The following is a 26,440-nucleotide window of genomic DNA, read 5'->3' as shown; positions in this document are numbered from 1 at the left end:
TCACCCGCCGAGCAGGGTGACCAAGACCTCGTGACGCCGACCGTCGTCTGTCAGCGGAACCGTGAGAGCATCGGACCGCACCCCGTCCAGTGAGACGTGCGCCACTCCCCGGTTGACGCCGCGCGGGTTCTCCACCGTGATCGCATACGTCGTCGACCCGAAGCGGTACGCCATGGTGTAGCGCGGCCAGTGCTTGGGGATGCACGGGTCTACCGACAGGTGGGGCGATCCCTCGATGCTTCGGACGCGGAATCCGAGCAGCGTGTTGAGCGCGACGCGGTAGAACCACGAAGCCGAACCGGTGTACCAGGTCCAGCCGCCTCGGCCCGTGTGGGGCGCGACAGCGTACACGTCGGCGGCGATGACGTAGGGCTCCACCTTGTAGCGCTCGACGCCCGCCGCATCGGAGGCGTGGCGGATGGGGTTGATGAGGTCGAGCAGAGCCGCTCCCTCGTCGCCGTCGCCCCTCAGCAGGTGGGCCAGCGCAACCCACACCGCGGCGTGCGTGTACTGGCCCCCGTTCTCGCGCACGCCGGGTACGTAGCCCTTGATGTATCCCGGGTCGTGAGCCATACGGTCGAACGGGGGCGTCAACAGGGCGATCAGCCCATCCTCGCGCCGCACGAGCTTCTCTTCGACGCTGTCCAGAGCCGTGGCCGACCGCTCGGGATCGCCGAGACCCGAGATCGTCGCCCACGCTTGTGCGATCGCGTCGATGCGGCACTCCTCGCTGTCACGTGAGCCGAGCGGGGTCCCGTCATCGAAGTACGCGCGGCGGTACCACGCCCCATCCCATGACGTCTCCTCGACCGACGCTGCAAGCGTCGTGGCCCACTGCTGATACTCGGTGGCGCGCCCGATCTCGCCGCGGTGCTCGCACACCGGGGCGAAGCGCATGAGCACGTGGCCGAGGAACCAAGCGAGCCAGACGCTCTCGCCGCGGCCCTCGTGGCCCACGCGGTTCATGCCGTCGTTCCAATCGCCACCGCCCATGAGGGGCAGCCCGTGTGCACCGGTCGGACGTCCGGCCTCGAGCGCTCGGATGCAGTGCTCGTATACGCTGACCGCCTGCTCGCTCACGGCCGGCTGCTGGTAGGCGTCCTCCGCGTCCGGCGCAAGTAGTTGGGCGTCCAGAAATGCGGTCTTCTCGTCGAGTACGCCGTAGTCGCCGGTGGCGTCGAGGTACTCCGCGACCACAAGTGGCAGCCAGTGTCGATCGTCGCTGATGCGGGTGCGGACGCCGCGCCCCGAGTACGGTTGCCACCAGTGCTGGACGTCACCTTCGGGGAACTGATGGCGGCTGGCCTCGAGGATCTGAGTACGCACGAGATCGGGTCGCACAAGCAGGAGCGCCATCACGTCTTGGAGCTGGTCTCTGAAACCGAACGCCCCGCTGGACTGATACGTCGCCGTTCGACCCCACAGGCGGCAGGCGGTCACCTGATAGAGAAGCCGGCCGTTGACGAGAAGGTCGAGACGGTCGTCGGGCGTGTCGACTTCGACGGTGCCGAGCAACTCTGACCAGAAGGATCGGGCGCGTGCGAGCTCGGAGGTGACGGCCCCGCTTCGCCTGAGCCGTGCCACCAGTTCGCGACACTCCTCGAGGGTGTTCGTCTGCCCGAGCAGGAAGGAGACCTCGGCCGATTCGCCCGGCTCGAGGGCGACGCGCGTCATCAGCGCGCCGCAGTTGTCGTGGTACCGTCCCGAGGTGCCGCCAAGATGCGTGCGGTGCAGGGCGGCGGGGTCGCTCGCCCGTCCGTTTCGACCGATGAACTCGCTGCGGCTGGCGGTCCACGAGTGCAGCTCGCGGTCGCAGGCGAGAAACGCGCATCTCCCGGGGAAGTCGAAGTTGAAGTGGTTGTGTGCCGTGAGGATGTCAGCCTCGGCATCGAACCAGGTGACGACAAGCTGCTGGGCCTTGGACCGCGAGTCGCCGAGCACCCACTCGACCAGCTGCGTGACACTCAGATGCCTGCGGCGAACACCCTCGTTGGTGAGCGTGAGGCGGCACACTCGTACCGGGTCGTCGGCGGAGACGAACCAGTCAAGCTCGTGCCGGATCCCCTGCGTCGTGTGCTCGAAGCGGGTGGCGCCCTGGCCGTGACGTATCACGTAGGGTCCTGGCGTCCGCACGGGTAGGGGCGTGGGGCTCCAGAACTCGCCGGTCTCCTCATCACGGATGTAGAGAGACTCTCCGGACCCGTCGGTGACGGGATCGTTGTTCCAGGTGGTGATGCGGTTCTCGTGGCTGTTGAGCGCCCACGTGCAGCCCGCGCCTGCCTCTGACACCGTGGCGCCGAAGGTGGGGTTGGCGAGCACGTTGATCCAGGGGGCGGGCGTCGTCTGCTCTCCCTCGAGCACGATCACGTACTCGCCGGTCTTAGGATCGAAGCCGCCGATGCCGTTGTCGTGAGTCAGAATCGGACGCTCGAGCGCGGATGCGGGGTGCTCTTCCGGATCACGCGAGCGGATGAAGCTGTCGGGCATCTCCGGGTAGGTGCCGCGCCGGTTGAGCTGGAGTTCGATGGTGCCGGCGTCGCCGTCGAGTGTCGCACGCGCCACGGACAGCAGCAGGTTCAGCACGTCAGGATGCATCTGGTCACAGCGTCGCAGGAACACCCCGCCGGGCTTGTCCAGCATCTGGAGTGCGTGGCCCGTGCGCACGAGCAGCCTCAGGCGATCGTCAAGCTCGTCGGCGTAGCCCGTCGGGCGGGTGTTGAGTACGACCAGATCGGCCACAAGCCCCTTGTGGCGCCAGTACTGGTGCGCCAGCAGGGCCTGGCGAACGAGCGGCGCGTGCTCGAGCTCCTCGACGCGCACGAGCAGGATGGGGTTATCGCCCGAGATGCCGATCGACCACAGCCCGTCGATGCGCAGTCCGTTCTCGCACGGCGTCTTGATCTTGAGCTTCGAGTAGGGGTCGGTAAGCAGCAGCCGCGAGGCGAGCCGCTCGAGGGTGACCGCCTCGCGCGGAGAGATGCCGAGGTCCCGAAGCTCCAGCTGGCTCGCGGTCCACGCAAGGTCGATGGCTCGCTGGCACGTATGGGTGTCGTGATACTTCTCGGTGAGACGCACCGCCGCTTCGCGCGTGGAAGCGACCCCGGTGGCGAAGACGAGACGGACCGTCTCGCCGGGAGGCACCTTCACTGACTGGCGTAGGGCGCAGCACGGATCGAGCACCGCGCCGGCCGAGCCGGAGAGCGGACCACCCTCAAAGACGGCTGCGGGTGAATCCTGTGCGCGAAGGCGTCCGAGGAATGCTGCCCGGTCGGTCTCGAACGACCACTCGCACGCACCGGTGTCGCAGGCCACGAGGTGCAGGCCCCACAGCCGCTCCTCGGTGGATGAGCGAGGCCTGCGGGTGAACAGCAGCGCGTGCGTCGAAGGGAGCGCTTCGGTCTCCACGAAGAGGTTCGAGAATGACTTGTGCGCCTGATCGGCCCCCTGCGCGGCGAACGCTATCTCGAAGTACGACGTGATCTCAAGGGAGCGCGGCGTTCGTCCGCGGTTGGTGATAGCCAGTCGACGCACCTCGACGTCATCCTCCGGCGACACGGCCACTTCGATGTGCGTCTCGAGGTCGCCGTCGGTCCGGTGGTACTCAGCCTTGTCGGGCGCGAACGTGACGTGGTAGAAGTCCGGCGCGGTCGGTACGGGGTTGCGCGGCGCGGAGAAGACGTGGCCCGATTCGGCGTCTCGCACGTAGAAGAACGTGCCCCAACAGTCACGCGTCACGTCTTCCCGGTAGCGGTTTATCGCAAGGTCGTTGCAGCGCGAGTAGCCTCCGCCCGCGTTGGTGACCATCACCGAATAGCGGCCGTTGGACAAGAAGTGCGTGGCGGGCACGGCGGTGGGTGCTGCCGGGTAAGTGCGCGTGACCGGCGGCGGCAGTTCGCGCACGGACCGCACTTCGCGGACCTCTTCGACGTGGGGCTCCACGACCAGTGCGTTGCGGGGCACCCGTTCCTGCAGCAGCAGCTCGGCGGAGACGACGAGCGGGTCGCCGTGGAAACGGGTCTGCATGCACGCCCCGGCGAGCGTGTTCGTGAGCGCGACGAAACTCATCCCCTGGTGGTGGGCGAAGTACGCGCGAACGACCGCGCGCGTCTGGCCGGCGGGAACACGACCGGGGGTGTAGTCGAGCGCTTCGTAGAGGCCGTAGGCGCCTTCTCCGCCCGCTTCGCGGATAGCCGCCAGGTTCGCGGTGACCGCCGCAGGAGCCACCGGTAGTGCCAGCACCGAGGCGTACGGGGCGATGACGATGTCGTCGGACAGCCCACGCTTCAGCCCGAGCCCCGGGACCCCGAACGCCTGATACTGGTAGGTGAGGTTCACATCCTTGGCGTTGAAAGCGCTCTCCGAGACGCCCCAGGGGACACCTCGGTCGGAGCCATACGCGATCTGGCGATCCACCACTACGCGGTACGTCTCGGACAGCAGCGTTCCGGGCCAGTCGCGCATGACGAGCAGCGGCATGAGGTACTCGAACATCGAGGCCGACCAACTCACGAGCGCGCGGCCCTGAGCCGTCTTCGTGAGCGAGCGCCCCAAGCGGAACCAGTGCTCCTGAGGCACGTCGCCCTTTGCGATGGCGAGGAAGCTCGCCAGCCGGCACTCGCTCGCCACAAGATCGTAGTAGCTGCCGTCGAGGCGACCCTCAGAGAGGTTGTAGCCGATGGAGAAGAGCTGCCGATGCGGGTCGTAGAGCATGCCGAAGTCCGTGTGTTCCCACATCTCGCGCGCGATGTCGGAGCTCAGGCGCAACCGTGCGAGGAGCTGGACCGCCGTCGGGCGCACCTCCCGGATTCCCGCCGCCACCGCGCTACTCCACGCCGCCACCGCACGATCCTCACCCGCAGCGTGCTCATCAAGGGCGGCCAGCACCGCGCCGAGGCCTTCGGCCAGCCCTGTCAGACTCGGAACGTGCACGAGCAGCGGCTGGAGGTCGGCATCGGAGCGCACCGTCCCGGGCACTTCGGACAGACGTCGGGCCCACGGAGCGAGTTCGAGCACGAGTTCCAGCGGGCGGTGCACGGCCCGAGAAGCATCCGCGACTGAGGCGCGGAGTCGTTGCAGCGGGGTCGAGGGCACCGGGGGGCTGTCCGCCGCGAGTTCTGATGTTTCGTGGGGGCCGGGGAAGGCGTCCGGCCCCGGCTCGGAGAGCGCTGCCGCGCAGGCGACGGCCTCATCAGCGAGAGCCGTCAGGCGAACCAGGAGTGCGCTCCACCCGCCGAGGTCGGCCGGAGGCTCCGTCAGGGAGAGAGCGCGCTCGAGGGCATCGAGCGCCTCCCGGCAGCCGTGAGACGCGCTCTCCGGACCGAGCCGGTCCTGAGCGGCGACGAAGTCCTCAAGAGCGAGGCGGACCGCGTCACGAGCCCCGGATAGCACCTGGGGACCGACAAGCGGCGCCTCGCTCGCCTCGAGCAGTCCCACGCGCAGTACGAGCAGGTGACCGGCGAGGTTGCCGGAGTCCACCGTCGACACGTACGCGGGGTGCAACGGTTCGAGGGTGCGGATGTCGTACCAGTTATAGAAATGCCCGCGAAAGCGGTCCAAGCCTGCCATCGAAGCCAGGACGGCAGCGACCCGTTCGACCATCCCGTTCAGGGTGAGGTACCCCAGGTCGTATGCCCCGAGGTAGGTGATCAGCTGCAGACCCATGTTCGTGGGTGAGGTGCGCCATGCCACGACGCCGCCGGGGGATTCTTGGAAGTTGTCGGGTGCGAGGTGGTGGCCGTCGGCCACGACGAACGCATCGAAGAACCGCCACGTCTTGCGGGCGATTCGGCGCAGCGCCAAGGTCTCGCGCTCACTGAGAGCATCGGGTGCCGCAGGAGGGGTGTCTTGCGATAGCCACCACGCCGCGAAGGGGGAGGCAAGCCAGAGCAACGCCACGGGAAGTGCGGTCAGAAACCGCGTCGGCACCAGCGCCGCAACCGCAACAATCCCCAAGCATACGATGACCGCTGCGGGCGCCATCGTCCGGACGAACGCCCGTGGGGTGGTGCCTGCGCGAGCCTGCGCATCGGCGGCGGTCTCCCATTCCAGCAGGTGCTGATGCGAGACGAAGAGCCGCCAGACAGAGCGCACGGCAGCATCGGTGGCCAGGTAGGCTTGGTGAGGCAGCGTCGAGAACGCGAACAACTGCCGCACGGTGTTCGAACGGAGGTCCCGCGCCACTCCGGGCAAGGAAGCAGACAGGGGGAGCGTGCGCGGGCGCGTGACCACCGCATCGACGAACGAGAAGAGCGCCGGGAACAGGACCGCGAGCAAACCTGCGAGCGGCCACCAGAGAGCGGCTTCGGGCACAAGTCCCCAGCCGACGATCACGAGAAGCAGGGTGGCGAACGGCACGACCGACCGGCGCAGGTTGTCGAGGATCTTCCACTTATGGAGGCCGGAGAGGGGGTTGTCGATCACCGAGCCATCCGCAACGCGAAGGCGGGGCGCGAGGAACGGCAGGGTCTGCCAGTCGCCACGAATCCAGCGATGCAGCCGGGATGCCGCAGCCAGGTAGTTGGGAGGGTACTCGTCGAGCACCTCCACGTCGCTCGCCAGAGCGGTTCGTACGAACGATCCCTCGACCAGGTCGTGGCTGAGTAGGGTGTTGTCCGGGAACAGGCCCTCAAGCAGCCCGTGGAACACATCGATCTCGAAGATACCCTTGCCGGTGAACGACCCCTCACCGAATACGTCTTGGTAGGTATCGGAAATGGCGTTCGCGTAGGGGTCCAGTCCGGGCACGCCCGAGTTGAGGGCCGCGTAGCGGCTCCGCGCAGCTCCGCTGATGGTCATGCTGACGCGTGGCTGTACGAGCCCGTAGCCACGCCGCACGCGCCGTTCCCCGTGTTCGAGCCGCGCTCGATTCAACGGGTGGGCGATGGTGCCGATGAGCTTGCGCGCGTCATCTCGAGGAAGCAGGGTGTCGGCGTCCAGGGTGATCGCGTACACGCACGAACGCCGGAAGTCGGCGTCTCCGAGCCTCACGCAGAAGGAGGTCTTGGGGTCGCCGCGCATCTCGCGCACCAGCTCCACGAGCGCACCGCGCTTGCGCTCCCATCCCATCCACGTTCCCTCGGGCTCGTTGAAGCTTCGTGCCCTGACGAGCAGGTGGAACGGACGCACGCCGTGCTCGGCCCCGTAGCGCTCGTTGAGTTCGGACACGCCTTGAACGGCCGCCTCGATGACGGCGTGGTCACCGGGGGTCGTGGCTTCTGAGGCCCCCTTCAGATCTCCGAGGACGCCGAACGCCACATTCTCGTCACGGTTCGCGAGGTAGGCGACTTCAAGGTTGGCGATGACGCTTCGTGCCGCTGCAGGCGAGGAGAGCAGCGCCGGCACGATCACGAGGGTACGGGCATCTTCGCCGACGGGCTCGCGGTGGTCGAGCTTGGGCAGCAATCGTGCCGGGAAGACGAGGGAGGCCAGCCGGTTCATCAGAGCGACGGCGACCTCCGAGAGGGGAATCACCGCCAGAAGCACCACAACGGTCGCTTGCCACAACTCGGCCCCTGCACCGAACGCGAGCAGCGCGGTCACTGCCAGCAAGACGGCCTCCATCACGAGGAGCGTGCCGCCGTAGAACAGCCCGCGATTGCGCAACGGTCCGCGGTAGAGCATCTCGCGCTTCCGCTGACGATAACCCACCCGTCGCTCGAGCTCGGGACGGCCGCCTGCTATCAGCCACCAGCCGACGTGGCCGCGCACCTCGTCAGCCGGATCGGCGACCAAGGCGCCACGGCAGAGCGACACGACCTCCTCTGCCAGCTCGATCTCGGTGCGGTCACATCGGTGGGCCATCGCCTCAAGAGCGTGTCGATACCGGTCGCGGCTCTCGAAACCCATTGCGGAGTAGGTGTGAGAGGGGTCGTGGCGCAGGGTCGCCTCCACGAGGCTCACGCGCTCGAAGAACTCCCGCCACCCGTAGGCATCGAGGAACCGGATGGCCGTGATGGCATTGGCGATGGAGACCTGGTTGGCGGCTTGGAGCTGCTGGGCTTCGGTTGCCGCCTCGTCGAGGGATATCCCTTCCGAGAGGAGTCGATGTTCGAGCCACGTGTTGACGGTGCCGGCGCCGGGCGCCAGGTCGCTCAGGCGGTGGGAGAGTCTCACGTAGAACGGCGCAGTACGCCCCGAGGAGGCGACATCGAGCTCGGCCAGGAGCGCCGGCAGCTGCGACGGGTCATCTTGGCCGGTGAGAAGCAGTCTTTCCGCCCAGGCGTCAGCATCTCGCTCCTCGCGCTCAGACAGCACGACAGCGCGAGACAGACGTCTGAGGTTCTCCACGATTCCGATGCGCAGGACGATCGGCACGGCCCACACTTCGCCGATGGAAAGGGGTGCTACATCCTGGTAGCCGTCGACGAACGCCAGAAGGCGATCCTCGTCTAGGCGGGAGTCGGTATGGGCGATGAGCGTGAGCAGCGCGTCATAGATCCGGGGCATCTCGGCGTGCTCGCCCGATGCCAAGCGTGGCAGTTCGACGCCGTACCGTGCCGGCAGGTCCTCGTGGACCAGGAGCACCTGCTCCTCGATGAGGTAGTAGTTGTCGAGGAGCCACTCGCCAGCCGGTGGAGCCGCGAGGCCCTGGCGGACCGCGAGGTTCAACTCGGAGTTGTCCGACGCGAGCGAGCGAGCGGCGTTGGCCATGAGTGCGATGAGCGGTGTGGTGCGGGGCTTGTCGGCGGTTGTCCAGCGCTGGGTCGCCGCAACGCCGCGCGCTTCGTCCGCCAGCCGCTCGGTTGAGAGCAGCTCCGCGCGCAGCGGGAAGTCCTCCTGCGCTACGACGCGCGGGATCTCGGTAGCCGATTCAGCCTCGCCGTGCAACGGGCCCCCTCAGGTGCGCGCGCAGGGTGGCGCGCGCGTTGCAGTATGGTTGCGATGGTACGTGAGATTATCCCCGAGTGGGGGACGTAAGAGCCACGCTTGCTAGCAGGATACCCATGGGGGTATACTGAGCGGCGCAGATTCGGACAACGAGGAGTATGGATGAAACCTAAGACGATGGTGTGGATAGTGGTGGGAGTGATCGCTGCGGTAATCGTCGGCTGGAATCTTTTCAGGCCCGCCGCGGGCGGCATAGAGAACGTTGACGCGCAGGAAGCCAAGGCAGTCATCGCGAAGGGCGCGCAGATCGTCGACGTCCGCACGCCCGGAGAGTTTCAGCTCGGGCGCATCGCGGGCTCCATCAACGTTCCGCTGGACCAGTTGGAGCAACAGGCCGCAAGTTGGGACAGGAACGCAACCTACCTCGTCTACTGCGCCACGGGCGATCGGTCGGTCAGCGCCGTCGACATCATGCGGGCCTTGGGATTCACGAGCATCGCGCATCTGAGCGCCGGTGTCGCGTCATGGCCCGACCCCCTTGAGACCGGCGATGCAGCTGAAGGTGCGGACAGCCAGCGCATCGCCACAAGCGGCAAGCCCGTGATGGTCGAGTTCTTCACCGACAGTTGACCCGCCTGCATCGAGATGAAGCCCGTGGTCGATGGGCTAGAGGCGAAGTACGGCGACAAGGTGGAGTTCCGGCGGCTCAACGTCGAGTCGGACGCCAACGCCAATCAACTCGCGAACTCGCTGGGTGTCACCGGTGTACCCACTTTCATCTTCGTGAACGCGGACGGCGTGCAAGCGGGCCAGATCGTGGGAAGCGCTCCGGAGGCGAAGCTGGCCGAGGCACTCGACGGGCTGCAGTAACGCCGAGACCCCGCAGGCTCCTTTCATCGCATGATGCTATCCGAACGGCGCTCAAAGGGCGCCGTTCGTCTGTTGTGTGAGGAATAGACGCTTCTAAGGGGAATACTGATAGCGAGCGGGGGTGACCCCGTGGTCACGATGGGCTTGCGAAAGGAGACCCGCCCGAATTGGATTCGACGTTGGAAGTCGAACACACGACCGGGATGGCAGATTCAAGCCCTGCGGCAGCGTCGTTTGAGTAAGCGTAAGTCGAAGAATCGTTTGCGTGTGAGAGGTGCCCGTGAATCGGGCGCAACAGAAGTGAGTGTTTCGAGTCACCTGCAGTGCCGACGTTTGCCGAAGGTGCCCGGCATAAGCCTGATAGCCTGAAGGGAATGAGGGCGCTAGCGAAGATTCGCCCGATAGTTCCCGAGAATAGCCCTAGTGAGGGGCCGCACAGGCGCAGCGAAGGCCATCCCCGTCACGTGTTCAGCCCGAGGCCTTGAAGGCCCGGACAAAGAGAGAGGGCGGATCCGTACGATAGGGTCCGCCTTCTTCTTTCGTGCTCCCCTGGAGGCGGCGCCCTCCCTCGTGTCGGTGCTACAAAGCTTCGCTTCCGGTCTCGCCGGTCCGGATGCGCATCGCTTGCTCGACCCCGGTCACGAAGATCTTGCCGTCTCCGATGCGACCCGTACGCGCCGCTCGCGCGATGACATCGAGGCAATCGGCTACCTCATGCTCGTTGACCACCACCACCACCGTGACCTTGGGAAGCAGATCGACCACGTACTCTTCTCCGCGCCACTGCTGGGTCACGCCGCCTTGGATGCCATGGCCGCGCGCTTCGTACACGGTCATGCCCCTGACCCCGAGGTCCGCAAGCGCGGTCTTCACGTCCTGGAGACGCTCCGGCCGGATCGTGGCTTCAATGCGCTTCATAGTGAGTCCCTTGAGACCACACAGGCGGTGGTCGTTTTCATCGCGAGACGATGTCCGGTCGAGCGGTCACAGGCTCACTTGACCTGCGGGCATATCGAACCAGCTCCCTGTTTCGCCGATGGCGAGGGGGTGTTTCGAGTTCATGAACTTTGAGCGACGTGCGCGTGAAGGCGGATGACGACCGTGAGATGCCTGCTCTCGTCGCGTCTATCCTGCTATAATCTCCCGCGCACGGGGACGTAGCTCAGCTGGGAGAGCACGGGCTTTGCAAGCCTGAGGCCGAGGGTTCGAGCCCCTTCGTCTCCACCAGGCGATACGTGAGGGCGGGCAGCGAAAGCTCGCCCGCCCTCACTTCTACGAAGGGACAGGGCGCGCCATGAAACGCTCACGAATCCGAACCGTGGTCCTTGTGATGGCGCTGACGCTCCTCGTGGGCCAGACCGTGCCCGCCGGCGCCGCTTGAGGACCTGTCGTGCCGGACTGTGGGTCCGGAACCACCGTGGATCGCACGCCCCCGCTCACCACGATTCACGGGCTGGAGTGGGGCTGGCACGCTGATGCGGGCCCCGTGACGCTCTCGCTGTCGGCCTTCGAGGCGTCGAGCTCGCCCGTCGTCACGTACTACCGTATCGGCGGGGGGCCGGTCATCACCTATATGGCACCCTTCGATGTCTCAGCTGAAGGCACTACCACCGTCCGCTTCTGGTCACAGGACAGTGCAGAGACGCCCAACACCGAGCTCGAGCAGACTCGCTACGTGCGCATCGATCGCGGAGCCCCCACGCTGACGACCGTGCCGCTCGCCGAGTACCGTGGACCAGCGGTCGTGAGGTTCGGTCTGTCGGACGCACACTCGGGTGTTGGTTTCGCCGCGTGGAGACTCAACGGAGCACAGCTGAGCGGTGTTGCGCCGACAGGGGGTTCGGTGACGGTCAGCGCACCCGGGGCGCATGTGCTGTCCTGGACGGCGCTCGACAACGCGGGCAACGAGTCCACCGGCGCCGCGAGCTTCACGGTGAAGCGCACCCAGACACTGGTACGCACCCCCGCCAGGTCGGCGCTGACACTGAGGCGCGTGCGCGGCGTGGTGACCTATCGTGCTGCGGTCACGGTCAGGGCGACGCCCGAGACGGCGCCCTTCACCGGTAGCGTGCCACTGGCCGGCAAGCAGGTGGTGTTGCAGCGCAGCACCGACGGACGCACGTGGAAGACCGTCGCAACCCGCACGACGTCTGCGGCCGGCACGGCGAGCTACAGCGTACGGATCACCAAGGCGGGCAAGGCGCGCTATCGCTGGTATTCGCCGAGCAGTGTGTCCGCCGCCGCCGGTGCCTCGCCGATCACGACAGTCACCGTCAGGTAGCGGTTCGGATCGCCGTTTCGGATAGGTGCCTGCGTTCGGCATCGTCTACGATGGGCGGCATGACCCCCCGTATCGAACCGAAGACCTACGTCATGATCGCGATCGCCCTGCTGTTGTGGGCGGCGGCGTTCGCCGGAATCCGTGCCGGGCTAGAGAGTTACGGCCCCGGGCAGCTCGCGCTGCTTCGTTTCGGCACGGCCTCTGTCTGCGTGGGCTTGTGGGCCCTTGTGACGCGGATGCGCCTGCCGGATCGGCGTGACCTACCGGTCATCGTGTTGGCCGGGTTCGTCGGTATCAGCGTCTATCACACCGCGCTGAACTTCGGCGAGCAGACCGTTCAGGCCGCCGCCGCGGCGCTGCTCATCTCGTCGAGCCCGGTGTTCACCGCCCTGCTGTCCCGGCGCTTCTTGAGCGAGAAGCTCGGTCGATGGGGCTGGGCCGGCATTCTCGCCTCGTTCGCGGGCGTGGCGCTGATCTCGTTCGGTCAGGGCGAGTCGCTCGCATTCGATCCCAACGCGCTGCTCATCCTGATTGCGGCGATAGCCGCCTCGCTCTACATGATCGTGTCCAAGCCGCCGCTTCGACACTACTCGGGGCTGGAGTTCACGACGTACGCCATCTGGGCGGGTACCGTGCCGCTTCTGTTCTTCACTCCGGGGCTCATCACACAGATTCCCGAGGCGACCGCTTCGGCGACGATTGCGGCGATCTTCCTCGGGATATTCCCGGGCGCTGTCAGCTACGTCCTGTGGAATCTGGCGCTTGCCAAGATGCCGGCAAGCCGGCTGGCGGTGTTCTTGAACTTCCAGCCGGTCAACGCGGCTCTCATCGCCTGGCTCTGGCTCGGCGAGGTGCCGTCGCTCATGACGGCCCTAGGTGGCACGGTGGCGATCGCGGGCGTGGCGCTGGTGCAGATGAAGGGCCAGCCGGGTTCGGCGCAGGCGAAACGCGTCAGCTAGGCGGCTGGGGCGGTGACGCGGTCGAGCCATTCGACTACGTCCGAGACCAGCTGCTCGTGGCCGTAGTCGTTGTGTGGCTCGTGGTAGGCACCTTCGTAGATGTGGATCCGCTTGTCCTCGCATCCCACAGAGTCGTACAGGGCCTGAGCGGCGCTCGACATGTTCAGGCGGTCGGATTCCCCGTGCAGAATCAGCAGGGGTAGGTCCACGGACGACATCTTCGCCTTGATGCGGTCTACGGCCGCAAGCCCCTCCGCTCCCCAGCGCATAGTCGCTCGCGACATCATCATCGGGTCGGCACGCGTGGTCGCTACCGCAATCGGATCACGGCTGAGGTCAGCAGCATCGATCTTGAGGTCGGCGGTCACATGGGGAGCGAGCCGAGACAGGGTCTTGGCGGCCGCGATGAGATACGGCTTGCTCACCCCTGCGGGCTCGAGCGCAACGCCGCTGATGATCGCCCCCGCAAGAGCGCGTTCGCGCTCCAGCAGATAGTCCAAAGCGATCAACGAGCCCATGCTGTGGCCGTAGATCACCTGCGGCGCGTCGGGGAGCTCTGACGCGACCAGATCGAGGAAGGCGTCGAGGTCATCGAGGTACTGCGACCAGCTGTCCACGTGGCAGCGCCTGCCTTCGGATCGACCGTGCCCACGTTGGTCGAAGCTCCACACCGCGTAGCCGTTTCGGGCGAGCGGTTCTACAAGGTTGGGGTAGCGGCCGCTGTGCTCGCCGATGCCGTGAATGAGCACGAACGCCGCCTTCGGCTCGGCGTCGGGCAGCCACTGCTGGATGTGGAGTCCGAGGCCTCCGGCCCCGGTGAATGACCCTTCGACATGGCGCATCGGTCTCTCGCAGTCTCTGGCGCGCGTGCGATACCGGACTCTGTCTCATGGTACGCGCCCAGCCGCTTTCGCGCAGCGCCGACCTACAGAATCGAGAACCCTTGCAGGCCGGCCGGTGGCTCTTCCTGGACGCTCGCCTTCTCGGCCTCGCGTCGCGTGGACTCACGGAACGAGACCCCTTGGACGCGGCCGGTGACGGTGACGAGGACCCGCACCGGGTCGTCCATGTGAGTACCTCCTGTCCGTGGTCGGTGCGACCCGTCGCCGCGCTACCGTCAGTAGTCCCCGATCGGGTGGTACGCTTCCTGTACCCGTAGTCAAAGATTGGGAACAAACCGACCGTGAACACCGAATCAGCCAACGTCTCCGGACCGAGCCGTCGCGACTACACACTCGGCGAGGAGATCGCCAACAGTGTCATTCACGGCCTCGGCATCGGATTGTCTGTCGCCGCACTTGTCTTGCTGGTCGCTTTCGCCGTCCTCTCGGGAGACCCGTACCGGCTGGCGAGCGCCATCGTGTACGGGATCTCGCTCGTGTTGGCGTACACGGCATCGACGCTCTACCACAGCTTCCCGCAGCCTAAGGTCAAGCACGTCTTCAAGATCCTCGACCATTGTGCGATCTACGTGCTGATCGCCGGAACCTACACGCCGTACTGTCTGGTGACGGTCCGCGAGGATGGCGGATGGAGGCTCTTCTGGATCATCTGGAGCCTCGCCTTGATCGGCATCGCTCTGGAGGCGTTCTGGGCGTACCGACCCCGCTGGCTTTCGGCGGTCGTGTACCTGGGGATGGGCTGGATGGTGATTGGCTCCATCGAGGCGCTGACGGCCAACCTCGCTCCCGCGGGCGTGTGGCTGCTCGTTGCGGGCGGACTCTGCTACACGGTGGGCACGATCTTCTACGTGCTCAAGCAGGTGAAGTACATGCACGCGGTCTGGCACCTGTGGGTTGTCGCGGGCAGCGTGTGTCACTTCCTGTCGGTGCTGCTGTTCGTCATGCGCTAGGGCTTCGATCGGTCCTTTTCGGGCAGCTCGGCTTCGTTGTCGTAGCCACGGCTCTCCCAGTAGCCCTCATAGTCTGCGTCGTCGCTCACCTCGATGCCGGTGACCCACTTCGCCCACTTGTAGCCCCAGCGGTCCTCGGCAACGACCTGGAAGGGGAAGCCGCGCTCCTTGGGCAACGGGATGCCGTTCATCTTGTACGCGAGCAGGATGCGGCGGTCCTCGATGACCGAGAGGGGCAGAGATGTCGTGTAGCCGTCAGCGCAGCGAAAGATGACGGTCGACGCCTCGGGGTCGTAGCCCGCTTGCTTGAGCAGGTCGGTCAGGAGCACGCCCTCCCAAAGGATCCTCACCGACCAACCTTCGACGCAGTAGAGCGTGACGACCTTCTCGTACGATTCGCCGTCGAGGACCTCGTCGTAGCTGAGCGCTGTCGGAGAGGCCACCTTCCCCGCGACCTCGAGGCGGTAGGTGTTGATGTCGACGTCTTGGGGGCCCTTGATCGAGTTCTCGCGGAAGTCGGCCGCTGAGCCGAGCTTCTCTCCGCGATACCCGCGGACCTCGACGCTCTCTAAGTCCAGCGGGTTGCCCGTGGCACCATCAGTGGCCTCGGGCGAGCGCACACCGCACCCAGCGAGGGCAAGCAGCGCCGCACAGAGCAGGAGAGCGGTGAACCGAACGCGAATCGGGGTCATATGACACCTCCGAGTGGTATGTTCCCACGGTATCATCATGAAGGGACGATGAGGTGGCCGTGCGTTTCGAGACGACGGTGACAGCGGTGCGAATGTGTGGCGGCGACGTGCTCGAGCTCTCGTTCGAGGCACCACCGACCTATTCGTTTGCGGCAGGTCAGTGGTTCCGGCTGTTCCTCGACACCGACGAGGGAGAGCAAGCACGCACCTTCTCTCATGCTTCGGCGCCGTCTGACGCGGAGATTCGCATGGCTACGCGTGTCTCGGAAACCGCCTTCAAGCAGGCGCTGTTGGCCCTTCGGGTCGGTGACCGCGCGGAGGTCTCGGCACCGGGCGGCAGGCTGGCGATTCCCGCCCATGTCTCTGAGGTGACGTTTCTGACGGGCGGGGTCGGGGTCACTCCCGTCCGGTCTCTGCTGCGGTCCGCCGCCGCTGAGGGCCGCACCTTCGCCGATGCGCTTGTGATGTTTGGAGTCCGCGACGACGCGTGCACGCCGTTCCTTGACGACCTTCGCGGGCTTGCCGAAGCGGGTGTTCGTATCGTCGTGGTGTGCGAGCATCCGTCCCCTGAATGGCGGGGCGAGAGGGGGCTGATCACTGCGGAGAGGGTGAAGCGCAACGGTGGCGAGGGCGCGAAACGGACCTTCGTCGTGACCGGTCCGCCGATGATGGTGATGGCCATGGAGGCGGTGCTCGATGAGCTCGCCGTGTCTGAGCCGCGGCGAATCATCGAGCGCTTCGGCGCTGTTGGTACCTCGGGATGAGGGGTATATGCGAGACGAGGAATCCTGAGTAGGGTGGCGGGAGCGGCCTTATGGGGGGCCGCCAAGGAGAAGGAGCCGGTTATGGAATTGCTTGCCCGGACTTGTAATCTTGAGCAGATGAATTTTCAGCGGATCATGGCCCGAGTGTTCGTGATCATTGGAGCGCTGTTCTGGGGATTCTCGGCCTGGGGCGCGAAGTGGGCGTACGAGGGCGCGCCGTTCACGGAAGCCCTGGGGCTGGCGCTGGCGTACGCGGGTGCGATCATGCTTCTGTTCGTGATCGGGCTGTTCTACGAGAACCTCGCGGCCGTTCTTGCTGCGGCGGCATCGGTCGGCGTGATCATCTGGGGGTTCGTCTCCGGATGGGAGACCGGTGTCTGGTCGCTCATGATCGTGTTCTTCGTGCTGCCGCTTGTCCTGGCGGCCGTGCTGTACTACCTTGCGGCCCGGATGCAGAACATCTGCTCGCTCTAGCTGAGACAATCGGGTTTCGGCCGGTGGGCTCCATCGATGACGTCGAGCGTCGTGCCAAGGGGCCATCGATTCGCTCGGGGACGAAGAGCCGTTCATCATGCCGTTCGACCGGAGACTGTACCGTTCGGCGCGGCAAGGGGACCGCTCAGCGCGTTTGTTTCGCGTCACACTACCTTGAAGTAGACTGAACCCCGCAGCGTGCCGATACCTAGGACACGGGGGACTGCTTCAGCGGTCGGTCGAGGGCTCTGCTTTGAGGGGTGGCCAGTATCAGAACGTACGACGTCGAGGGCGTGCTCGGGCCCAGCGTCATCCAGTTTGTGGAGCGCTACGTGAGTTCGTTGCTCACGTGGGATATCCTCGTGTTCTTTCACCGGAACCCCGAAGCGGTCCTCGACGCCGAAGGGCTGGCGTCGCGCCTTGGTCGGCGGGTCGATGAGATCGAGCCCGAGGTCGATCTGTTGGTTGAGGGGCGCGTGCTGCAATGTGCCGGCGGGCTCATCCGCTATCGCCCGAGCGGAGAGCTCAAGAGCCAGGTCGGTGAGTTCGTCGAGTCGTGCCAGGACCGCGGACGACGACTGGCGCTGATCGCACTGGTCTTGCACAGGATCGGGACAGAGCCCGCCGAATCCTGAGACGGGCCCGTTTCGAGGACTACAGCTTCTCGGCGACTTCGACGTTGAGCGCCTGCGGTTCGATGACCTCGACGATGCGTACGTCCCCGTCGGCCAGGTCCACCTCTGCAGGATCGTCGATCTCTGAGCCGCGCTCGTCGTATGCGATGCGCACCACCGGCGCCAGGGGATCGTCTCCGGGTCGTGCCACCACCCCGACGCGATGGTCGGAAAGCCTCACCAGGCAGCCGACCGGGAACACGCCCAACGCATTTGCAAGCAGCCGGGCGAAGAACGGATCGAGCATGGTTCCCGCTTCGCGCAGCACCTGGACGATCGCCCGATCGGGGGTGAGCGATTCGTGCGCGGTCGTGCCGGACACCAGGTTCTCATAGCGGTTGGCTATCGCGACCATTCGGCTGTAAGGGTGCGCGACATATCCTGCTTCACGCTCGGGCCACCCGCCGCCGTCGCTTGACATGTGGTGCTCGTAGGCAACGAGCATCGGCCCCGGGTCTTCGAGTCCGACTCTTTGAAGGATCTCGGCACCCACCTTCGGGTGCATTCCTCGCATCGCCTCGGTTTGTGACGGGTCCTGTGCGTCAAAGGCTGACTTGCCCACGTCGTGGAGAAGCGCCGACAGCCCGAGAGACTGGAGTCCCTCCTCAGGTAGCCCAAGGCGCTGGCCGAGTGCCAGTGAGTAGATCATCACGTTGAGAGCGTGGAAGAGGTTCTTGTCGCTGTCGCCCCGGATGGTGGCCAGTCCGAGGACCGCGGAAGGATCTGCGAGCAGGCGATCGATCACCCCTGCGACGACGGTCACGGTCTCGCCCATGTCGCCGACACCGACCCCCGCGAACTGATCGTGCAGGCGCTGAAGGACCGAGAGGACTCGCTGGTACAGGGCACGGTCGGCTTGGCGCTGGCGGTCGTGTTCCTCTCGATCCGGATCCTCTTCGTCTTCGAGGACGGAAACGGTGACCCCGCTGACGCCGCGTGCCGCAAGCTCGGCATCGACGTCGAGCGAAGGCGAGGGACGCAGGGAGAGAACCTCGGTGAGGCCGCTGGCATCCTGGCTGTTGAAGTCGGGGTTGAAGCTGAGCGATTCGATCGTACGTGCCTCGAACGCCTCGGCGACCGCGCGTGCTCCGTGTACGTCGTCGGTGATGACGATGCTGTCGTGATACAGGCGGCCGTCGTGGAGGTTGAGAACGAAGGGCGTCACCGCGGTGAGTTGAGCGACCGAGTCGACCAGCGCGTGAAGGGCCTCGCCGTGGGCCGGGTGCGTCGCCGGGTAGAGCTGGATCGCCTTGCGGGCGCTGGAGAGGGCGGAGATGACGTCGGCGGCGCTCACGGTGTCGCACCGCCTTGCACACGGTAGAGTTGCGCCTGCCGCACCAGGTCCTGAACCTCGGCGAAGCGCCCGCGCTTGATGCGGGCCTTGCGGTTCGCCAGCTGTTCGAGGGCCGCGTCGGCTTCAGCTCCCGGGGCGCGGGCAAGCCCCGCAATGAGTTCGCGCGCGAGCAGATAGTCCGCATTGTCGACGTCGGCCCGGCTGAGCCGTTCCGCAAGAATCCCGGCGGCTGCCGGATCGCTGCTGTGCCCCAGCGCGCGGGCCGCCGACGCGGCCACTTCAAGAGAGCTGTCGTTGAGCGCGACTGTCAGCCCGCGCGTTGCCACCGGCCCCGGCGAGGCGGCCAGGCCGGCCACGACCTCTCTGCGGGACTGCTCGTCGCGACGCATGAGCGAGTCGATGACAGACTGCGAGCGAGGGTCGGACTCGCGCGCCAGCCGTGCGGTGATCGGTGCGAGTTGGAACCAGGTCGCCGTGGGTGCCGCGTACGCCAGTTCGTCGACGACACGACGACCGACGAGCTCCTCGGCCACCTCGATTCCCTCAGACTTCAAGGTCACGGCTTCAGTGATGAGCGCATGTCGCCCGTCTTCCCCCGCGTGGCGCACCAGGGCGCGCGCCAGGGGCAGGAGCGTTCGATCCGCGACCACGGCGCGCATCAGGGCCTGCATGGTTCGTGGGCCGACGGCCTCGGCGACGGCCTCGTCGATGCGCTCCGTGAGGTCGGGCCCGGGCGAAGGCATCATCGCGCGGGCCGTCAGGTCTCCGAGCACCGAAGCGGCCAAGTCCAGTTCGCCTTGCTCTACCAGGCGCGGCACGATTCCGGCGATGGCCTCGATGCTTGAGCAGAGCAGCTCGTAGTCCTTCTGCTGGTCAAGGAGGGTGAGCATCGTTCGGACACTTGCTGCGGAGAGCGCGCCTTCGGACTGCACCACTGCGGTGCGGGCGCGCTCGATGAGGTCATCGGGCAGATCGGCCGCTTCGAGAACCGCACGGTAGGTCTGGTCGGAATCGACCAGCGCGTCTTCGGGTTCATCGAGTTCTCGTACCTCGATCATATGGTCGAGAAACACCGATTCCTTGGTGGAGTGTCCGGTGCCGGGAAGCATCTCCTGCACCTCGGCTCGAACCTGCGCCGTCACCCTCTCAAGGGGCAGGCGAGTGAGCGCGCTGGACAGTGACAGCATGTTGCGGCCGAAGTCGCCACCGAGAATCGAACCGGCGATATCACCGCTGCCCAAGAACGTGAACATGCCTGCCGTGAGGTCACGTGACGGCCCCGGGTCCATCGCAAGTCCGAGCAGCGCATCCTTTGCCTCGGGATCCTGAGCGAGAAATGCGCTTGAGAGAGACTCGAGCATCTTGGGAAACCCGCTCGGGCCCGAGACGCGCACGAGCTCCATCAGTCCCTCTTCGAAGGCTTTGGGATCGCCTGACGAGGCTGCGGCGAACCACGCAGCCAGTTTCTGGGGATCCTGGGCGAGTTCGCGCAGGAAGTCCTCGATATCCTCGTCTTCGCCGGGCATCACCTGCTCAACGACGGTGAGCTGGACCTCGCTCACCGTGATGGCGGTGATTCCGCCGCTGGCCAGAGCCTGACTGAACCCGCCCTCCGCGAGAACCTGCTCGGGGCTTTGGCCGGACAGTCCGAGGAAGCCCATGAGGTCGGAGGCCTCAAAGCCCGGAGTGATGGTGAACTCGGCCACCCCATGGTCTCGCAGTTCGCTCACGAGGTCTGACGTACCAAGTGCGGCAGCGCCTACCGGGGTTGCGCGCCACACGAATCCGTCCCTGCTGACGGCAAGACTCAGGAGTTGGTGCCCCTCGGCGAAGAAGCCGTTGAGCGCCTCGCTCGCAGCGTCGATCGACTGCAGCGGGATGGGGCTTGACGGCGGATAGAGCCGCAGGGATCTTCCCGCTGTCGCAAGCGCCCTCAGCGCGGTATTCAGCTCCTTGGTTTCGTCCCCTTCGAGCACGCTGGCACTCCTCCCCCCGCGGCAGTGTCTCATGAGTCGGCCTGCTCGCCATTGTAGTATCGGGCTGACGGGCCGTGAGGATTAATCTGCGCGACGCTCATCAGTGGTCAATCCGTAGGTGGATAACTGGTAACCTGTTCGGCATGGATTCCGTGGCGGTGCAGATTCTTCTGATAGGCGTCTTGGTTGCCGTCAACGGCTATTTCGCTGCTGCTGAGATAGCGCTCATCAGTGTTCGTCGCGCGTCGCTGAAGAAGCGTGCCGACGAGGGGTCGCGCGGTGCGAAGGCGGCAGTGACACTCACTGACGACCCCACGAGATTGCTCGCCACCATTCAGGTAGGCATCACCCTCATGGGCTTTCTCGCTTCAGCAGCCGCTGCCGTGTCTTTGGCGGCGCCGGTCCAATCCTGGCTCGAATCTCTGGGGGTAGGGTGGCTCGCGTCGCTTGCCTCACCGCTCTCCGTCCTCTTCGTCACGTTGATCGTGAGCTACGTGACACTGATCTTCGGGGAGCTCGTCCCCAAGCGCCTCGGTCTGCAGCGTGCCGAGGGGGTTGCCGTCGTGGTCGCGCGGCCCGTGTCATGGGTGGCGGCTGCTTTCTCGCCGTTGGTCTGGTTCCTGACCATCTCCACCGATGTGGTGGCTCGACTCATCGGAGTGCGTCTCGAGGGGGGACGTCCGGGGGTTTCGGAAGAGGAGATCAAGCTGCTCGTCACCGAGCAGGGGTCGCTGCTGGACGAAGAGAAGCGGATGATCCACGAGATATTCGAGCTCGGCGACACCGTCGCGCGCGAGATCATGGTGCCTCGCGTGGACATGGTGCTGGTGGAGGATACGACGACCGTGCGCGATGCGGCGATGGTTATGCGCGGCAGCGGCTTCTCGCGCGTGCCGGTGTTCCACGATGACCGCGACCGGATCGTGGGCGTGGCCTTGCTCAAGGATCTTGTCGCCCCGCTGTCAGAGGGCGCGGCAGACGACCCCATAACGAACCACGTCCGGGATCCCTTCTTCGTTCCCGAGACCAAAGGCATCTTGCCTCTGCTCAACGAGATGCAGACTCACCGGAATCAGGTTGCGATAGTCGTCGATGAGTACGGCGGCACCGCAGGGCTCGTGACCGTGGAAGACATCGTCGAAGAAGTGGTGGGCGAGATCGCCGATGAGTTCGACCGCGACCGTCGCTACATCACCTCCGTGGGAGAAGGCGAGTGGGTGGTTGACGGGCGTCTGCCGCTTGAGGACGCGATCGGGCTCGGGCTCCCCGTGGACGAGTCCGGCGAATACGACACCGTGGCCGGCTGGCTCCTTGCCGAACTCGGGCACATCCCGACCCCCGGGGAGCAGCATGCGAAAGCGGGCTTCGAATTCAGGGTACAAGCGATGAGGAGGCGCAGAATCGCTCGCATACGGGTTCTCGCCGCGCAGGAGGGTCGAGCCAAAGGAGCATCATGACCGATGAACAGCAGGTGATGCACGCACCGCCCTCGCCGCCCACGCCTCCTTCCGGGCCGACCACGCAAGCTCCTCCTCCTGAGCCCCCGGCGGCCGGACCGACCGGGCGCTATACGGCCGGCATCGTGCTCATCGTCATCGGCAGTCTGTTCTTGGCCGGGCAGTTCATCCCCGGCCTTGCGTGGTGGACCCTGTGGCCGCTGGTCATCATCATCGCGGGCCTGGTTCAGGCGTTCACGCCCGGGCGGGATGGCTGGAGCGTGGCGCGCATGTTCGACGGGTTCGTCACCGTCGCGTTCGGAGGGGTCTTCTTCGCGATCACGAGTGGCGTCGTGGGCTGGGGTGTGTGGGGCCGCATACTGCAGTTCTGGCCGGTGCTGCTCATCTCTTTGGGTCTTGAGATCCTCGCCAAGTCTTTGAGGGTGAGCTGGCCGAAGGTCATCGGGTCACTGCTTGTCATCGGTGCGCTCGTCTTCTCGGTCGTCACCTACGCCGGGGGAGCAAGCGCAGCCGGGTGGTGGTTCAACGCGACATCGGACACCGGCGCAGCGTTCTCGTATTCCGAGCCGGTCTCCGGGGTCGAGGAGGCGCAGCTGACGCTGGATGCGGGGGTGGCCCGGGTGCGGATGGGCTCCGGTGACAATCTGGTGGCCGTCAAGGGCCGTAGTCCGTTCGGCGCGCCGCAGGTCGATGTGAACCGAGCGGCCGAACCGGCGGAGGTCGGAGTTCGGCTCGGAGGGTCCGACAGGGCCATGGTGTGGCCGGGCGGGCAGGCCGCAGACTTCGATATCTGGGTGTCCGACAAGGTTCTGTGGGACATGAGGATCAACACCGGGGTGTCCGTTCTCGACGCCGATCTTTCGGATGTGCCGCTCTCGTCACTGGATCTTCGTCCGGGAGTCGCTGAGTGCGATGTGAGGCTTGGAGACGCCCCGGCGGGCGCGGATGAGGCCCGCGCCGACGTTCGAGCCGGAATCTCGGCTGTGAGGCTGGAGCTCCCTGATGGAGCCGAAGCCCGCATCGAGATCTCGAGCGGGCTGTCGGGTCGCACGGTGAGCGGCGACTTCGAGAGTCTCGGGGGCGGTATCTGGGAAACCCCCGGCTACGAAGACGCTCGGCAGGCCGGTCGACCCGTTTGGCTGGTGGCCGTGAAATCGGGCATCGGTTCCATCACCATCGACACGTACTAGGAGGCAGTCGCAATGACGGAGCACGACCGTAGAAGTGAATGGCAGATCTTTGGCGCGGTCGCACTCATCGCGCTCGGTGTCATGCTCTTCTTAAACCAAGTGGGCGGTCCGTGGTGGACGATGATTCGCGAGGCGTTTCGTTTTGCCGCCAAGGTCGCCTGGCCGCTGATCCTTGTCGGAATCGGGGTCTTGCTGCTGGTTTCGGCCAAGCGAGGAGGAGCGATCCTGGGAGACGCGTCAGGGCGCAGGCTCCTGCGCTCGCGCTCGGAGCGGATGGTGGCCGGGGTTCTGGGCGGGTTGGGCGCGTACTTCGGCATCGATCCCACGTGGTTGCGCATCATCTACGTCGTGTTCGCGGTGATGACGGGGTTCTGGATCGCGGTACTGCTCTACTTGGTGGCGATGGTGCTTGTTCCTGAAGAGCCGCGGCCCGGCGTGGAGCCGCCCCAATGGCCGCAGGCCGGTCAGCCCCAAGCGCCTACCTGGGTCCAGCATCCGACCGGTTCCACCGAAACGGTGCAGGCACCACCCCCTGCGCCCCCCGCACCGCCGGTCCCTCCCGTCCGGTGAGCGGTTCGGAGGCCGGGCTCGAGGTCGCGAACGCGACGCTTCCGGGTGACGTGATCGACGCGCACGTCCATCTGTTCACCGTGGGGCTGCTGGAAGAGTGGCTTCAGACCCTGCCACCCGAACAGATGCAGCGGTTTCGCACGGCGGTCAAGGAGCGCCGGTTCGGCCGACGTGGCGATCAGGTGCTGCCCGACATGACGCCGGCCGAGGCTGCGTGCTGGTACGTCGAACGGCTGCACGCGGCCGACGTCGCAAAGGCGCTCGTCGTATCGGTCGCGCCCGACAACCAGTGGACCCGCGACTTTCTGCTCGAAGCCAAGGGGCACGTCCACGCACTGTGCAATCTCGATCCGCGCGAACCAGACGCCCCCGAGCTGCTGGAGCGAGAGATGGCAGCTGGCTTTCGCGGCGTGAAGCTGCTGCCGGTGAACCGGTGCTTCCGCCTGTCCGATCCGGCGTGCCGGCCGTTTTTCGAGCGTGCCCAGGAGTTGGGAGCGGCGATCACCGTGCACTATGGCGTCTCGGTCGACCCGGGCGCCGACCTTCGGTTCGCCGATCCGATCGACCTGTCGCCGGTGGCGCGCGATTTCCCCAAGATCACCTTCGTGATCGCGCATTTCGGCGCGGGATGGCTCGACAGCGTTCTGCGAGCCTCCTACCAGTGCGCAAACGTGTGCGTCGACTCGAGCGGCACCAACAACTGGCTCGACTATCACGTGCCGGCGATGACGCTGGCAGACGTGTTCGAGCGGTGCTTGACGGCCTTGGGCCCGGAGCGGGTGCTGTTCGGTACGGACTCCAACACCACGGCGCCCTACCGCACGTGGATCCGGCGCATACAGCAGCGTACCCTCGAAGAGATGGGGCTGTCCGAGCACGACCTCGACCTCGTGATGCGGGGCAACGCCACACGCATCTTCCGACTCGACGAGCCGCTGCTCATGACCGAAGGCGGGTGACGACGTGCACGACGAAGCCAAGGGCGCGCCGACCAGCGACTACGACGAGTTCGTGAACTGGGAGAAGAGACTAGGAGTCGAGGGACCGTTCTTTCGGGAGCTGTTCGAGCGCGAGGGGGTCAGCCGCGTCGTCGATGTCGGCGCGGGCAGCGCGCGGCATTCCATCCTCTTCGCAAGCTGGGGGCTTGAGGTGATCGCCGTCGACCCGGATGACTCGATGCTCGCGGCCGCACGGTTGAATGAGGAGCGCTTCGCCACTGAGATCGCTTCGGGTGGTGGCTCGCTCCGCATCGTCGAGGGGGGTTTCGGCGAGCTTCACCGGCGGGGACTTGGTTCTGTCGACGCGGTCATCTGCACCGGGAACGCGCTCCCTCACGTCGCGGGGAGGGACGGGCTGACAGAGGCGCTCGCCGACTTCGCCAGCGTGCTTGTTCCGGGAGGCATCCTTGTGGTGCACCTGCTCAACCATGAGCGGCTGCTTGCGAGTAGACAGCGGGTGGTGCCGCCAAAGGTGGTCGACACCGCCTCCGGGTCGACCAAGGTGTTCGTGCGGCTGGTGGACTACCCCGAGGGCGACGAGGAGCTCGATTTCGACTTCGTGACCATCGAGAGGGACGCAAGCGGCGGCTGGTCGCTCTCAAGCCGGCGCTCCGTGCACACGGCGATCACCACGCAGACGCTCCGATCGGAGCTGCGGTGCGCCGGGTTCGGCCGCGTCGAGGTGTTCGGAGGGCACGACCGCCATGCGCTCACCGATGCCGACGAGAGCGTGATCGTGGTCGCGCAGCGCTAGGCAGACGGGCTGTCAGCCGTCGATGGTCCGCGGACCCAGAACGCACGTCCGCTGCAGCGCGGAGTCGCACGCGCACACGGGGGGAGCGGGCTCGCTGATGATGCGGCCGTTCGCGAACTCCTCTCGCACTGCGACGAACAGGTGACACAGTGGCAACCCGGCGACATTCTGGAAACACTCGTCACCGGCAACTGAGGCGACCTGGGCTTCGATGTTGTAGGCGCCGGCGCATCCAAGGTAGGTGCCCATCGCCATCCATGCCTCGATACGACAGTCGGTCAGTTCCTTCATCTGCACCTGCGTCTTGACCGAGAACACCCGAGGCTCAGGGTCGTGCGGGCCGAGCAGCGCGCATCCGGTCACGACCTCGTGGGTTCGGCCGGACAGGGACTTGAGCATGCGCCACGCGTCACGCTCGTCGCGCGGTTTGCCCAGAACGGCCCCCTCGTGAACGACGAGGGTATCGAAGGCCAGGATGAGCCCGTCAGCGCCCAGCCCCTCCTCGCGCGCGACACACGCCTTCTCGGCGGCCAGGTGCGAAGCAAGCGCACCGGGGTCGGCCGCAAGGGGGGTGTCGAGGTCCTCGGGCGTGTCGACGGCGTCCGCCTCGAAGGGCAGCTCGAGCCAGGCCAGCAGACGCCTCCGGCGCGGAGACTGCGACGCAAGCACGATGCGGGAGAGGGGTTCGCGATGGATCATGACCGCCATTCTAGCGGGGCGGTCTCCCGTGAGCACGTCAGATTCGTCGCCCGGCGGTCACGTGGGGCGCTGCTGACCTATAATGCTTGCTAGTGCCACCGGAGGGTGAA

The 26,440-nt window shown here is 66.0% G+C and carries 21 protein-coding genes and 1 tRNA gene; 14 read left to right on the top strand and 8 right to left on the bottom strand.

Annotated features, from left to right (window positions below):
• Complete coding sequence (locus tag U1E26_01805; GenBank protein ID MDZ4168377.1) at nt 1-8,826, bottom strand: glucoamylase family protein; 8,826 nt, start codon at nt 8,824-8,826, stop codon at nt 1-3.
• Between the two features lie 162 nt (nt 8,827-8,988).
• Between U1E26_01805 and U1E26_01800 the strand changes: the two genes are divergently transcribed.
• Entirely contained in the window at nt 8,989-9,456 is a 468-nt protein-coding gene (locus tag U1E26_01800) for a rhodanese-like domain-containing protein (protein ID MDZ4168376.1), read from the top strand.
• A gap of 15 nt (nt 9,457-9,471) precedes the next feature.
• Nucleotides 9,472-9,696, top strand: coding sequence for a thioredoxin family protein (locus tag U1E26_01795; GenBank protein MDZ4168375.1), 225 nt, complete (start codon nt 9,472-9,474; stop codon nt 9,694-9,696).
• A gap of 579 nt (nt 9,697-10,275) precedes the next feature.
• On the opposite strand, the gene U1E26_01790 is transcribed toward U1E26_01795, so the two are convergent.
• Entirely contained in the window at nt 10,276-10,614 is a 339-nt protein-coding gene (locus U1E26_01790) for a P-II family nitrogen regulator (GenBank protein MDZ4168374.1), read from the bottom strand.
• A gap of 233 nt (nt 10,615-10,847) precedes the next feature.
• Here U1E26_01790 and U1E26_01785 point away from each other — a divergent pair.
• The 3 genes from U1E26_01785 to U1E26_01775 all read left to right on the top strand — a co-directional run bounded on the left by U1E26_01785 (nt 10,848) and on the right by U1E26_01775 (nt 12,936).
• Nucleotides 10,848-10,923, top strand: a tRNA-Ala gene (locus U1E26_01785).
• Between the two features lie 163 nt (nt 10,924-11,086).
• Nucleotides 11,087-11,977, top strand: coding sequence for a hypothetical protein (locus tag U1E26_01780; GenBank protein ID MDZ4168373.1), 891 nt, complete (start codon nt 11,087-11,089; stop codon nt 11,975-11,977).
• 59 nt (nt 11,978-12,036) lie between these two features.
• Nucleotides 12,037-12,936, top strand: a complete 900-nt coding sequence (locus tag U1E26_01775; protein ID MDZ4168372.1) for a DMT family transporter — start codon at nt 12,037-12,039, stop codon at nt 12,934-12,936.
• Here the strand turns inward: U1E26_01775 and U1E26_01770 are convergent.
• Complete coding sequence (locus U1E26_01770; protein ID MDZ4168371.1) at nt 12,933-13,778, bottom strand: alpha/beta hydrolase; 846 nt, start codon at nt 13,776-13,778, stop codon at nt 12,933-12,935. The two genes, U1E26_01775 and U1E26_01770, sit on opposite strands and share 4 nt — an antisense overlap.
• Nucleotides 13,779-13,861: 83 nt before the next feature.
• On the bottom strand, nt 13,862-14,005 hold the full coding sequence (locus U1E26_01765) for an acylphosphatase (GenBank protein ID MDZ4168370.1): 144 nt from the start codon (nt 14,003-14,005) through the stop codon (nt 13,862-13,864).
• Between the two features lie 114 nt (nt 14,006-14,119).
• On the opposite strand from U1E26_01765, the gene U1E26_01760 reads away from it, so the two are divergent.
• Nucleotides 14,120-14,788 carry a hemolysin III family protein gene (locus U1E26_01760; protein ID MDZ4168369.1) on the top strand — a complete coding sequence of 223 codons (669 nt, stop codon included), beginning with the start codon at nt 14,120-14,122 and terminating at the stop codon, nt 14,786-14,788.
• On the opposite strand, the gene U1E26_01755 is transcribed toward U1E26_01760, so the two are convergent.
• Complete coding sequence (locus tag U1E26_01755) at nt 14,785-15,480, bottom strand: molybdopterin-dependent oxidoreductase (GenBank protein ID MDZ4168368.1); 696 nt, start codon at nt 15,478-15,480, stop codon at nt 14,785-14,787. The two genes, U1E26_01760 and U1E26_01755, sit on opposite strands and share 4 nt — an antisense overlap.
• A 53-nt stretch (nt 15,481-15,533) precedes the next feature.
• Here U1E26_01755 and U1E26_01750 point away from each other — a divergent pair, with 53 nt between their 5' ends.
• The 3 genes from U1E26_01750 (at nt 15,534) to U1E26_01740 (ending at nt 17,353) form a co-directional block, all read left to right on the top strand.
• On the top strand, nt 15,534-16,244 hold the full coding sequence (locus U1E26_01750; GenBank protein ID MDZ4168367.1) for an FAD-dependent oxidoreductase: 711 nt from the start codon (nt 15,534-15,536) through the stop codon (nt 16,242-16,244).
• 144 nt (nt 16,245-16,388) lie between these two features.
• Complete coding sequence (locus U1E26_01745) at nt 16,389-16,718, top strand: hypothetical protein (protein MDZ4168366.1); 330 nt, start codon at nt 16,389-16,391, stop codon at nt 16,716-16,718.
• Nucleotides 16,719-16,978: 260 nt separating this feature from the next.
• Nucleotides 16,979-17,353 carry a hypothetical protein gene (locus tag U1E26_01740; GenBank protein ID MDZ4168365.1) on the top strand — a complete coding sequence of 125 codons (375 nt, stop codon included), beginning with the start codon at nt 16,979-16,981 and terminating at the stop codon, nt 17,351-17,353.
• A 19-nt stretch (nt 17,354-17,372) separates the two neighbouring features.
• On the opposite strand, the gene U1E26_01735 is transcribed toward U1E26_01740, so the two are convergent.
• Together U1E26_01735 and U1E26_01730 are read right to left on the bottom strand one after the other, a co-directional pair.
• Nucleotides 17,373-18,686, bottom strand: a complete 1,314-nt coding sequence (locus tag U1E26_01735; GenBank protein MDZ4168364.1) for an HD domain-containing protein — start codon at nt 18,684-18,686, stop codon at nt 17,373-17,375.
• Entirely contained in the window at nt 18,683-20,662 is a 1,980-nt protein-coding gene (locus tag U1E26_01730) for a hypothetical protein (protein ID MDZ4168363.1), read from the bottom strand. The genes U1E26_01735 and U1E26_01730 overlap by 4 nt, the downstream gene beginning before the upstream one ends.
• Nucleotides 20,663-20,805: 143 nt before the next feature.
• On the opposite strand from U1E26_01730, the gene U1E26_01725 reads away from it, so the two are divergent.
• Genes U1E26_01725 through U1E26_01705 form a run of 5 tightly spaced genes read left to right on the top strand, consistent with a single transcriptional unit; the run spans nt 20,806 to nt 25,631 of the window.
• Nucleotides 20,806-22,119: a hemolysin family protein gene (locus U1E26_01725; protein ID MDZ4168362.1), complete on the top strand. Its 1,314-nt coding sequence runs from the start codon at nt 20,806-20,808 to the stop codon at nt 22,117-22,119.
• Entirely contained in the window at nt 22,116-23,309 is a 1,194-nt protein-coding gene (locus U1E26_01720; GenBank protein MDZ4168361.1) for a DUF5668 domain-containing protein, read from the top strand. Before U1E26_01725 ends, U1E26_01720 begins: the two co-directional genes overlap by 4 nt.
• A 12-nt stretch (nt 23,310-23,321) precedes the next feature.
• Entirely contained in the window at nt 23,322-23,879 is a 558-nt protein-coding gene (locus U1E26_01715; GenBank protein MDZ4168360.1) for a PspC domain-containing protein, read from the top strand.
• Nucleotides 23,876-24,838 (top strand): amidohydrolase family protein, encoded by a 963-nt coding sequence (locus tag U1E26_01710; GenBank protein MDZ4168359.1) that lies wholly within the window; start codon nt 23,876-23,878, stop codon nt 24,836-24,838. Before U1E26_01715 ends, U1E26_01710 begins: the two co-directional genes overlap by 4 nt.
• Nucleotides 24,839-24,842: 4 nt before the next feature.
• Nucleotides 24,843-25,631 (top strand): class I SAM-dependent methyltransferase, encoded by a 789-nt coding sequence (locus U1E26_01705; protein ID MDZ4168358.1) that lies wholly within the window; start codon nt 24,843-24,845, stop codon nt 25,629-25,631.
• Nucleotides 25,632-25,643: 12 nt separating this feature from the next.
• Here the strand turns inward: U1E26_01705 and U1E26_01700 are convergent, their stop codons facing one another.
• The gene (locus U1E26_01700) at nt 25,644-26,339 is read right to left on the bottom strand and encodes a Maf family protein (GenBank protein ID MDZ4168357.1); all 696 of its coding nucleotides are present in this window, start codon (nt 26,337-26,339) and stop codon (nt 25,644-25,646) included.
• Nucleotides 26,340-26,440 lie beyond the last annotated feature (101 nt).

The organism is Coriobacteriia bacterium (genome assembly GCA_034370385.1).
In the GTDB taxonomy this organism is placed as follows: domain Bacteria; phylum Actinomycetota; class Coriobacteriia; order Anaerosomatales; family PHET01; genus JAXMKZ01.
This window is presented reverse-complemented; position numbering and strand designations above follow the sequence as displayed.

What these genes read in the sequence shown, in the direction of transcription:
- U1E26_01725 (MDZ4168362.1), top strand. Translation starts at nt 20,806, where the DNA reads ATGGATTCCGTGGCGGTGCAGATTCTTCTGATAGGCGTCTTGGTTGCC.
- U1E26_01765 (MDZ4168370.1), bottom strand. Translation starts at nt 14,005, where the DNA reads ATGGACGACCCGGTGCGGGTCCTCGTCACCGTCACCGGCCGCGTCCAA.
- U1E26_01770 (MDZ4168371.1), bottom strand. Translation starts at nt 13,778, where the DNA reads ATGCGCCATGTCGAAGGGTCATTCACCGGGGCCGGAGGCCTCGGACTC.
- U1E26_01795 (MDZ4168375.1), top strand. Translation starts at nt 9,472, where the DNA reads ATGAAGCCCGTGGTCGATGGGCTAGAGGCGAAGTACGGCGACAAGGTG.
- U1E26_01755 (MDZ4168368.1), bottom strand. Translation starts at nt 15,480, where the DNA reads ATGACCCCGATTCGCGTTCGGTTCACCGCTCTCCTGCTCTGTGCGGCG.
- U1E26_01720 (MDZ4168361.1), top strand. Translation starts at nt 22,116, where the DNA reads ATGACCGATGAACAGCAGGTGATGCACGCACCGCCCTCGCCGCCCACG.
- U1E26_01715 (MDZ4168360.1), top strand. Translation starts at nt 23,322, where the DNA reads ATGACGGAGCACGACCGTAGAAGTGAATGGCAGATCTTTGGCGCGGTC.
- U1E26_01800 (MDZ4168376.1), top strand. Translation starts at nt 8,989, where the DNA reads ATGAAACCTAAGACGATGGTGTGGATAGTGGTGGGAGTGATCGCTGCG.
- U1E26_01790 (MDZ4168374.1), bottom strand. Translation starts at nt 10,614, where the DNA reads ATGAAGCGCATTGAAGCCACGATCCGGCCGGAGCGTCTCCAGGACGTG.
- U1E26_01700 (MDZ4168357.1), bottom strand. Translation starts at nt 26,339, where the DNA reads ATGGCGGTCATGATCCATCGCGAACCCCTCTCCCGCATCGTGCTTGCG.
- U1E26_01775 (MDZ4168372.1), top strand. Translation starts at nt 12,037, where the DNA reads ATGACCCCCCGTATCGAACCGAAGACCTACGTCATGATCGCGATCGCC.